Here is an 8,034-nt window from a genome sequence, read left to right as displayed (position 1 = left end):
GAATAATTCAAGTGAATTTGTTTGAAAGAAGAACTTTAAAAGCTTTATTTTCACCCGATAAAATACCCATAAAACAAGAGGAAGCTCAAATGAGCTTCCTCTTGTGAAAAATTGTGGGACAGCAATGACGTTAAGTCCTCTTTTTTTTATAGATGGGTTTTCATCTGTCTTGGCACAATTTTTCCAACTAGCTTTTACGATGGAGCAGGAACTGGGTAATGTGCATCAGCTCCTCAGCCTCCCCTTCAAAATGAGCCAAAGCAGTCAATGCCTGATCATGTAATTGCTGGGCATAAATTTTGGCCTGCTCCAAACCCATTAGGGCCGGATACGTCGATTTCTCAACCTGTTCATCCTTGCCTGCGGTTTTACCCAACACTTCCGTGTCGGAAATAATATCCAGAATATCGTCCTGCACCTGGAAGGCCAAACCAATGACCTGTCCAAATTCACGCAGTTTAGGAATCGCCAGATCGGTTCCTTCAAAGATTGTCACTGCCGCCATCATAATTGCTGCGCTGATTAAAGCACCGGTTTTATTACGGTGAATGGTTTCTAAAGCCTCTTGATCAATTTTCTTGCCTTCAGACTGTAAATCAAGCACCTGACCATTGACCATTTTTGAAGAGGCCGTTGCTAAAATCTGCATCTGCTTCAAGACAATCGACGACTCGACAGCCGGTCCCTGATCAAACAGACGGCTACCCAGAATTTCAAAAGCCATGGACTGCAGAATATCTCCGGCCAACAGCGCTGTATCTTCACCATAGGCCACATGACAAGTCGGCTGCCCACGGCGTAACAGGTCATTATCCATACATGGCAGGTCATCATGGGCCAGTGAATAACAATGAATAAATTCAATCGCAACAGCCGCACGGCGTACCGCGGCAGTATTCTGGTTGGGCTTTAGGGAGGCGGTGGCATAACACAGTGCTGGACGTACCCGCTTGCCGCCAAGCATCACGGCATGATGGACTGCCGACTTTAGCGGCTCAGGAATGGCAAAAGCCTCTAAAGCGGCCAGTAAGTCGTGGTGAATCCGTTGTTGTGCTTGAGTTAATGCATGGGTTGATACGTCAGTAATAGATGACACATTCGCCTCGAATACGTAGTCCAGAAAAATAGAATGACAAGCGGCTAAACGCCTGTGTGCTTAGCAGGCATTGTACCTAGAATTACTTTGAATTTTCAGCTTTAAATCGACCTGTTGTTCTGTAATTCCTGGATTAATACAAGATAAATCCAGGAAAGCACTTCTTCTGCCCCATAAAAACCCGACGCAGGGCCAGAGGCTTACTTAGGCGATTTAAAAAAAGCATTAAGATAAAACATCTTCAGGCACCCGCACCCAGCCTTCCATCAGCACACGCGCACTGCGGCTCATGATGGCCTTTTTTACCTTCCATTCACCATTTTCCTGAACTGCTTGTGCGCCGACTCTTAAAGTTCCTGAAGGATGGCCAAAGCGAATCGATTCCCGCTCTCCCCCACCGGCAACCTGGTGTAGTAATGTCCCCGGAATTGCAGCAGCCGTTGCAATTGCGACCGCAGCTGTACCCATCATGGCATGGTGTAGTTTCCCCATAGATAAGGCGCGTACCAGAATATCGCTATCCGCTTCGGTGACTTCTTTACCGCTTGAAGAAATATAAGTCTTTGGTGCTGCAACAAAAGCAATTTTCGGTGTGTGTTGACGGGTTGCAGCTTCACTAATATCCTGAATCAGTCCCATCTGCTTGGCAGCATAAGCACGAATAGTTTCAAACTTTGCCAGTGCAGCGGCATCATTATTAATATGCTCCTGTAACTCGGTGCCGTTATAGTCCAGATCTTCAGCCTTTAAAAATACGGTTGGAATACCGGCATTAATCATGGTGACTTCAAAGCTGCCAATATTCGGCACGTGCAGCGTTTCGGTCAGGTGCCCTGTCGGAAACATTGAGCCACCTTCGGCATTGTCATCCGCCGGGTCCAGAAACTCAATCTGCACCTCAGCCGCCGGGAAAGTAACTCCATCCAGTTCGAAATCACCCAATTCCTGCACTTGGCCATTCTGCATGGGCACATGTGCAATAATTGTTTTCTGGATATTCTTTTGCCAGATTCGGACTGTACATATTCCATTTTCCGGGATACGTGCCTGATCCACCAGATCATTGGAAATCGCAAATGCACCTACTGCTGCGGTCAGATTGCCACAATTGCCACTCCAGTCAACAAAAGGTCGATCAATCGACACCTGTCCAAACAGATAATCTACATCATGATGTTCTTGCTGGCTTTTGGACAGAATCACAGTTTTACTGGTACTTGAACTTGCTCCCCCCATTCCATCAATTTGTTTGCCATAGGGATCAGGACTGCCAATGATACGTAGCAGGAGCTGGTCACGAATTCGGCCCGGCTGCCGGGCAGCAGGCGGCAAGTCATCCAGCTTAAAAAATACGCCTTTACTCGTACCTCCACGCATATAAGTGGCGGGAATCTTGATCTGGGCTGCAAAACTCATGAATGCTCTCTTCCTTTGATTTATCTTGATTTGTCGTTGTTTTCTTTAGATTATTGGATCTCTAGGTTTTAACTATAGTAGGTTTAAGCCACAACACTACCAAGCCCGACCTTAGTATAAAAACCGGCCATCAAGCCATTTGGTATCCTTCAAGGATTCTGACCTATCACAGTCTCCCCTTCAAACTCACCTGAAAAGGCTGCCATGACTCTATGACTTCATCCCGGGAATAGATACTCAGTTTTATCAACAAGATGATAAATAAAAAAACAGGCCGTAGCCTGTTTTTTTATTGCTGAGATGAATGTTTAGAAACGGAAGCTTACACCCAGTTTGGCAACCGGTAGCCATTCATATTCGTTGTCATTACGAATTTCACGCTCTTCATTTCTTAACGCTGTATCAAAATCTGGTGCGTTTGGATCAAGTGCTTCAAAGTTACCAGTTGAAGTTAAATTAACATTTGGATTGCCATTATAGTAGGCACCAATTTCACCGAATACGCCCCAACGGTTGGTAATTGCTGGTGAGAAACCAATACCTACATATGGTGCAAGATTATTTTTATATGATAGATCACCAGTTACACGACCAGTAGTTCCACCTACAGTTTGATAACGGTTACCATCAACAGTAATAACCCCATTAGCTCCTGTACGACTTTCCAAGCCATAATCATTATCAATATAACCTACACCCGCGGCCATATAAAACCAGTTGGCCCAAGGACGGATTTCGGCATTTAAATAGGTCAGGTTATTGTCCATATCCAGATCGTATTTCGTGCCATTGATTGACAAGTCATCAGACCAGGAAATATCACCGCCGTTATAACCTAAGGTTACACCTACATACGGGTTCACACTCCATGAAAGTGCGCCACCATAACCGGTCGTTCCAACTTCAGCACGAACAGAAGCAGGTTTAAAGAAAGAAAAAGATGCCACACCCTCATCTGTCACAACTGTTTCATCAGCCGCCATTGTAGAGCCTGCCGCTACCGCTAAAACGGATACAGCTAAAGCTTGATATAAAGATTTCATTATTTCTCTCCTTAAAAGAACTTTTTTTTGATCATTAGTTATGTGATGAGCTCAATATAAAGGAGTTAATGAATATTTTTTATGCAAGTTTTGCTTAGCTTTTGTTGTTTTTTGATACAAATTAGTTTTTCTTGTTGAATGGTAAGTGTTTTTTAAACAATGTTTGTACACATTAAAAATAAAGAAATTATACTTATCACTTTACTTTTTAAATTAGCCATCACCTTGCCGAGTTTTTACTTTTTTCCCAAAAATATAGTGTAAAATATTAGAAATTTTTTTCGGAAGGAAACTCATGCTTCAGCTTTCAACAATCATTGAGCAAGCGTTTGAAGGCCGTGCAAAGTTTAGCGCAGCAGATTGTCCTACTGAAGTCCGTCAAGCAGTAGAGGACGTAATTGCTGGTCTGGACAATGGTACTTTACGGGTCGCAGAAAGAATCAATGGTGAATGGATAGTTCATCAATGGATAAAAAAAGCAGTCTTGTTATCATTTAAATTAAACGACAATCAACCGCTGGAAGCTGGTGACCTTCGTTTCTATGACAAGGTAGATACCAAATTTACCGGCTGGACCGAAGAGCAGTTTAAAGCAGCGGGTGTGCGCGTCGTTCCTCCTGCTGTAGCGCGTAAGGGTTCTTATCAGGCAAAAAATGTGGTATTGATGCCTTCTTATGTGAACATTGGTGCTTATGTTGATGAAGGCACCATGGTGGACACGTGGGCTACCGTCGGCTCATGCGCACAAATTGGTAAGAATGTTCACCTGTCAGGTGGGGTAGGCATTGGGGGGGTACTTGAACCACTTCAGGCAGGCCCAACTATTATTGAAGATAACTGCTTCATCGGTGCGCGTTCTGAAATTGTAGAAGGTGTGATTGTAGAAGAAGGTTCCGTTATTTCCATGGGCGTATTTATTGGTCAGTCTACCAAAATTTATGACCGTGCAACTGGCGAAATTTACTATGGTCGGGTTCCTGCAGGTTCTGTCGTAGTATCGGGCAGCCTTCCTTCTAAATGTGGTACATACAGCCTGTATGCTGCAATCATCGTGAAAAAAGTAGATGCCAAAACTCGGGCTAAAACCAGCCTAAATGACCTACTTCGTGAAGATTAAGATGTAATCTGCTGCGGAACATTTATTGTTCGTCGGGGCCTCAACCGCTCCTCGTCTCTACGGTTAGCAATGATCGTAGGGATTTTTATTTTTATACCTAATTATTTTTTCAGTGGTTAATAGTGTTATGAATATGCTTCGATCTTCTGCTATTCCTGTTTCTGATCCGTCTGCGGGTTTACGCATTACGGAGATCTTTTATTCATTACAAGGTGAAGCCAATGCGGCTGGACTGCCAACGGTATTTATTCGTTTAACCGGCTGTCCGTTGCGCTGTACCTACTGCGATACCACCTATTCTTTTGAAGGCGGTGAACGTCAAGCTCTGGATGATATTATTCAGACTGCACTCGCTTTTAAAACCCCTTATATTTGTGTAACAGGTGGTGAACCCTTAGCGCAGCCCAATGCCCTGCCCTTGATGCAACGTCTGGCAGATTTGGGCTGTGAAGTCTCGCTTGAAACCAGCGGTGCACTCGATGTGTCAAAGGTAGACCCGCGTGTATCTAAAATTTTAGACTTAAAGACCCCAACTTCAGGTGAAGTTTCACGAAATCTGCTTTCTAATCTGGACCATTTAAGCCCGCGTGATCAGATCAAGTTCGTCATTTGTAACCGTGAAGACTATGAATGGTCAAAACAGCAGGTAGAGCTCTATCAACTGGAGCAGAAAGTCAGTACAGTTTGGTTTTCGCCCGCATTTGCGATTGAAAAAGGTTCGGTACACTTGCCAGCACTGGCACGTGATTTAGCCCAATGGATTTTGGAAGACCATCTCCCGGTTCGTTTCCAGCTGCAACTTCACAAGTTGTTATGGAACGATGAAACAGGTCGTTAATTTTTTATAAAGTTATTTTTGGAGTATCAGTTATGCGCCCTCGTGCCATTGTATTGTTATCTGGCGGATTAGACTCAACAACCTGTCTGGCTTGGGCGCAGGCACGGTATGAATGTATTGCGCTAAGCTTTATGTACGGTCAGCGCTCTACCACCGAGCTGGACGCAGCACGTGCCTTGGCAAAACGTGCAGGTATAGAACACCGTGTAATTAATATTGATTTAGGTAACCTGGGTGGCTCAGCCCTGACTGATCCTAGCCTTGAGATCCCGGATCAGGAACAGGAAGGTATTCCTATTACCTATGTACCTGCACGCAACACCATCTTCCTCTCTTATGCCCTGGCAGCGGCAGAAGTCTTACACGCTGAGGCCATCGTAATCGGAATTAATGCAGTGGATTATTCGGGCTATCCAGACTGCCGCCAAGAGTTTATTGAAGCTTTTGCCAACATGGCTCGCCTTGCCACCAAAGTCGGTATTGAAGGTCAGGCGCTCAAATTTGAAACACCTTTGTTACATTTATCCAAAGCAAATATTATTCGCTTAGGTCTGGAACATGGCGTAGACTACAGTCAAACGGTATCTTGCTACCAGGCAGATGACCTAGGACGTGCCTGTGGAAAATGCGACAGTTGTCGTTTACGCAAACAAGGTTTTGCAGACGCAGGTGTTGAAGACCCGACACGTTATATACCGTAAAGACAAGGTAGAATATATGAAAATGTTAAAATCAAGTATCGTTCTTTCAGCGATCGTTTCAGCTGCGGCAATGTTTACAACGGCAACTCATGCAGCTGAAGACAAATTACAACAAGCTTATAAAAGCACCAATGTTAAAGCTGCATTGATCAATGTTTGTAAAGATGAAACTGCTAAAGGCAAAAAACTGACTGCTGCTGAAGTGAGCAAGTATTGTAGCTGTGCTGTAGAAGCAGACGGCAAGCTGACCAATGCTCAAAAATGGGAAATCCAAAGTACGATTAACCAGAAAAAAAGCCCGGGTACTTTAGCGTTTGTACAAAAACAGAATAAAGATCTGCAAGCATGTTTCGGTCCGCAGCTGACTGGTAAATTGAAAAATTTAACTGAAGAAGCGATGAAATCTGCTCAGGCAGCAAAGAAATAATCCGTCCAGATTATTTGCTAGAATAAGCCACAATATGTGGCTTATTTTTTTGAAAAATCTATAGAAATTGGAGTAGTCATGTCTGAGATCAGTTTACTTGACCAGAATTTTCCTGCAACGACAGGTGAAATCAATTTAGCTCAACTGGATACACCATGGCTGGTGATTTATTTTTATCCCAAAGATTCTACCCCCGGCTGTACCACTCAAGCGGTCAATTTTTCATGCCTAAAAGATCAGTTTGATGCTTTAAATACCACAATTATTGGTATTTCACGTGATTCGGTTAAAGCCCATCAAAACTTTACTGAAAAGCAAAATCTGACGATTAATCTGATTAGCGATAAAGAAGAAGTGTTATGTAATCACTTTGATGTGATCAAAGAAAAAAATATGTATGGCAAAAAAGTTATGGGTATTGAACGCTCAACTTTTATTTTCCATAACGGCATATTGCTTAAAGAATACCGCAAAGTGAAAGCTGCAGGTCATGCTGAGCAGGTGCTAGAGGATTTAAAAGCCCTTCAAGCGGCTTAACTTGCTCTCCTCCCCTAAAAAGGCATGAAGTTTCTCTTCATGTCTTTTTCTTAGATTCATGCTCCCAATAGACTTTATTTAATAAAGAAATCGCAATTGACCACATCACGCAGCCGATCAGTATATCCAGTATCTTCCAGGCTTGAGGGCGATGAAAAGCCGGTTGCAAATAACATGCCGCATAGCCCAGGCTAAAAAAGAATACGAAGGAGGCAGTGATTCCTCCCAGAGCAAAATAAAGTTGTGCATTTGCATATTGGGTGGAGATAGACCCCATTAATATCACAGTATCTAGGTAGACATGCGGATTCAGCCAGGTCAGTATTAGACAGATGCATAGGACTTTATATAAGACAGGCTCTGCATCTTGGTCTGATATTAAGCGCTGCTCACTTTTCCAGGTCTGATAAAAATGTTGTGCACCATAGATCAACAAGAACGTCGCACCCAAATACTTGGCAATGTTCAGCCAATGCGGATATAACAGCATCAGCTGTGAGAAAACTAAAACTCCAGCTGAAATCAGGATGGCATCTGATAATGCACAGCAGAGACAAATGGCAAAGATATGCTACTGTTTCAATCCTTGTTTCAACACAAAAGCGTTCTGCGCACCAATGGCAATAATCAGGCTAAAACCAATGGCTAGCCCCTGTATATAGGCATTTAACATCGACATGTCATTTCATTATAAAAATGCCATCATTATCCATATCCGACTTTTGAATTAAATACTTGGATTCTCAAATGAAGTGCAACAGAGATTAAATTATTGGAAGGAAGCAAGATGAGCTAGCATTTTGCTTCCGACCGACCAAAGTCAAAGTTGCATCATGAACTATACTCATCTTACTCAAGA

8 protein-coding genes and 1 pseudogene are annotated in these 8,034 nt (G+C 43.3%); 5 read left to right on the top strand and 4 right to left on the bottom strand.

Annotated features, from left to right (window positions below; translation table 11 throughout):
* Positions 1 to 187: 187 nt before the first annotated feature.
* The 3 genes from E2K52_RS12330 to carO all read right to left on the bottom strand — a co-directional run bounded on the left by E2K52_RS12330 (position 188) and on the right by carO (position 3,555).
* Entirely contained in the window at positions 188 to 1,096 is a 909-nt protein-coding gene (locus E2K52_RS12330; protein WP_151205369.1) for a polyprenyl synthetase family protein, read from the bottom strand.
* A 225-nt stretch (positions 1,097 to 1,321) separates the two neighbouring features.
* Positions 1,322 to 2,512: a 2-methylaconitate cis-trans isomerase PrpF gene (gene prpF / locus E2K52_RS12325; RefSeq protein WP_151205368.1), complete on the bottom strand. Its 1,191-nt coding sequence runs from the start codon at positions 2,510 to 2,512 to the stop codon at positions 1,322 to 1,324.
* A gap of 308 nt (positions 2,513 to 2,820) precedes the next feature.
* Positions 2,821 to 3,555, bottom strand: coding sequence for an ornithine uptake porin CarO (gene carO / locus E2K52_RS12320; protein WP_151205367.1), 735 nt, complete (start codon positions 3,553 to 3,555; stop codon positions 2,821 to 2,823).
* Positions 3,556 to 3,850: 295 nt separating this feature from the next.
* Here carO and dapD point away from each other — a divergent pair, with 295 nt between their 5' ends.
* The 5 genes from dapD (at position 3,851) to E2K52_RS12295 (ending at position 7,175) form a co-directional block, all read left to right on the top strand.
* Positions 3,851 to 4,672: a 2,3,4,5-tetrahydropyridine-2,6-dicarboxylate N-succinyltransferase gene (dapD, locus tag E2K52_RS12315; RefSeq protein WP_151205366.1), complete on the top strand. Its 822-nt coding sequence runs from the start codon at positions 3,851 to 3,853 to the stop codon at positions 4,670 to 4,672.
* A 127-nt stretch (positions 4,673 to 4,799) separates the two neighbouring features.
* Positions 4,800 to 5,510: a 7-carboxy-7-deazaguanine synthase QueE gene (gene queE / locus E2K52_RS12310; RefSeq protein WP_151205365.1), complete on the top strand. Its 711-nt coding sequence runs from the start codon at positions 4,800 to 4,802 to the stop codon at positions 5,508 to 5,510.
* A gap of 32 nt (positions 5,511 to 5,542) precedes the next feature.
* Complete coding sequence (gene queC, locus E2K52_RS12305) at positions 5,543 to 6,211, top strand: 7-cyano-7-deazaguanine synthase QueC (RefSeq protein WP_151205364.1); 669 nt, start codon at positions 5,543 to 5,545, stop codon at positions 6,209 to 6,211.
* 16 nt (positions 6,212 to 6,227) lie between these two features.
* Complete coding sequence (locus E2K52_RS12300; protein ID WP_151205363.1) at positions 6,228 to 6,638, top strand: hypothetical protein; 411 nt, start codon at positions 6,228 to 6,230, stop codon at positions 6,636 to 6,638.
* 78 nt (positions 6,639 to 6,716) lie between these two features.
* A complete protein-coding gene (locus tag E2K52_RS12295; protein ID WP_151205362.1) occupies positions 6,717 to 7,175 on the top strand; it encodes a peroxiredoxin in 459 nt (152 codons plus the stop codon).
* A gap of 37 nt (positions 7,176 to 7,212) precedes the next feature.
* On the opposite strand, the pseudogene E2K52_RS12290 reads toward E2K52_RS12295, so the two are convergent.
* Positions 7,213 to 7,854: pseudogene (locus tag E2K52_RS12290) on the bottom strand (LysE/ArgO family amino acid transporter).
* Positions 7,855 to 8,034 lie beyond the last annotated feature (180 nt).

It is taken from the genome of Acinetobacter sp. RF14B (assembly GCF_006864105.1).
Classification (GTDB): Bacteria; Pseudomonadota; Gammaproteobacteria; order Pseudomonadales; family Moraxellaceae; genus Acinetobacter; species Acinetobacter lwoffii_C.
This window is presented reverse-complemented; position numbering and strand designations above follow the sequence as displayed.

Coding starts and splice junctions, on each gene's coding strand:
- prpF (WP_151205368.1), bottom strand. CDS start 2,512: ATGAGTTTTGCAGCCCAGATCAAGATTCCCGCCACTTATATGCGTGGA.
- carO (WP_151205367.1), bottom strand. CDS start 3,555: ATGAAATCTTTATATCAAGCTTTAGCTGTATCCGTTTTAGCGGTAGCG.
- dapD (WP_151205366.1), top strand. CDS start 3,851: ATGCTTCAGCTTTCAACAATCATTGAGCAAGCGTTTGAAGGCCGTGCA.
- queE (WP_151205365.1), top strand. CDS start 4,800: ATGAATATGCTTCGATCTTCTGCTATTCCTGTTTCTGATCCGTCTGCG.
- queC (WP_151205364.1), top strand. CDS start 5,543: ATGCGCCCTCGTGCCATTGTATTGTTATCTGGCGGATTAGACTCAACA.
- E2K52_RS12300 (WP_151205363.1), top strand. CDS start 6,228: ATGAAAATGTTAAAATCAAGTATCGTTCTTTCAGCGATCGTTTCAGCT.
- E2K52_RS12295 (WP_151205362.1), top strand. CDS start 6,717: ATGTCTGAGATCAGTTTACTTGACCAGAATTTTCCTGCAACGACAGGT.